The sequence below is a fragment of the Leptolyngbya sp. BC1307 genome, from assembly GCF_002286735.1.
Lineage (GTDB): Bacteria > Cyanobacteriota > Cyanobacteriia > Phormidesmidales > Phormidesmidaceae > Phormidesmis.
This window is the reverse complement of record NZ_NRTA01000152.1, coordinates 1-1,127: the sequence shown is the minus strand read 5'-3', so window position 1 is coordinate 1,127 and position 1,127 is coordinate 1. Positions and strand designations below refer to the sequence as shown.

The window sequence follows — 1,127 nt, the reverse complement described above, 5'->3', positions numbered from 1 at the left end:
AATGGTGCAAGATCTCAGCCTTTTACGAACAGCGACGCTGTTCGATAAACCAGTAAGAAACGCTATTGCCAAGCCACTACTTCTAGGCTCTGGTTATAGACTATGAGGGTGTTCTGACAGTTAAGACCGACTTAACAGTGGTGCTTCTGTGCCCGTATCTCAGCCTGGTTCTGGGGTCAAGCGAATAAACCATTGGTGAAGGGTTTCCCCTATCCCGTTTAGGAGAATGAATAAATCCGCTTTTCCCAGGCAGAGCACACCTTATCTGTTGTATTTGGGAGAGCAGTATGACCACCTCGCCACCATCCGAAGTGAACTTGCCAGCAATTCACCCTAATGCTGCCGGTGTCGATATCGGCGCTAATAGACACTGGGTGAGTGTGCCACCGGGCCGAGCCCCTGAGAATGTTCGCAGTTTTGGCTGTTTCACCGCTGACTTGTATGCCTTATCGGCCTGGCTGAAGCAGTGCGGGGTTGAAACGGTCGCGATGGAATCTACTGGCGTGTATTGGATTCCGTTGTTTCAAATCCTCGAAGCCCAAGGCTTTAAGGTCAACCTAGTCAATGCTCATCACGTCAAAACAGTGCCGGGTCGTAAAAGTGATGTGCTCGACTGCCAATGGTTGCAGCAATTACATAGTTACGGGTTGCTCTCTGGCTCATTTCGGCCAGAAGATCAAATTTGCGTCCTGCGCAGCTACCTACGACAACGCGATAACCTGGTCAAAAGTGCCAGTACTCATGTGCTTCGGATGCAGAAAGCGCTGACTGAAATGAACGTGCAACTGCACCGGGTCATCAGCGATATAACCGGCACCACCGGGATGCGGATTCTGCGGGCGATTGTCGCCGGTGAGCGCAATCCGCAGGTGCTCGCAGCCATGAAGGATAGACGCATTAAAGCGTCAACTGACGACATTGCTGCCGCCTTGACGGGCGACTATCGGGCCGAACAGTTGTTTATCTTGCAGCAAGAATTACAACTCTATGAAATCTATCAGCAGCAAATGGCAGCCTGTGATGTTGAGATTGAACGGCATCTGAATGCCTTTACCGACAAAGTAGACCCCGACACTAATCCGCCACCCAAGCCTAAGCGCCGTGGGAAGAAACAGCCCGGTAATGCC

The 1,127-nt window shown here is 51.4% G+C and carries 1 protein-coding gene; it reads left to right on the top strand.

Annotation, left to right across the window (positions count from 1 at the left end):
- Positions 1 to 287 precede the first annotated feature (287 nt).
- The coding region (locus CKL79_RS22485) for an IS110 family transposase (protein ID WP_121971717.1) at positions 288 to 1,127 on the top strand (840 nt) is incomplete at its 3' end.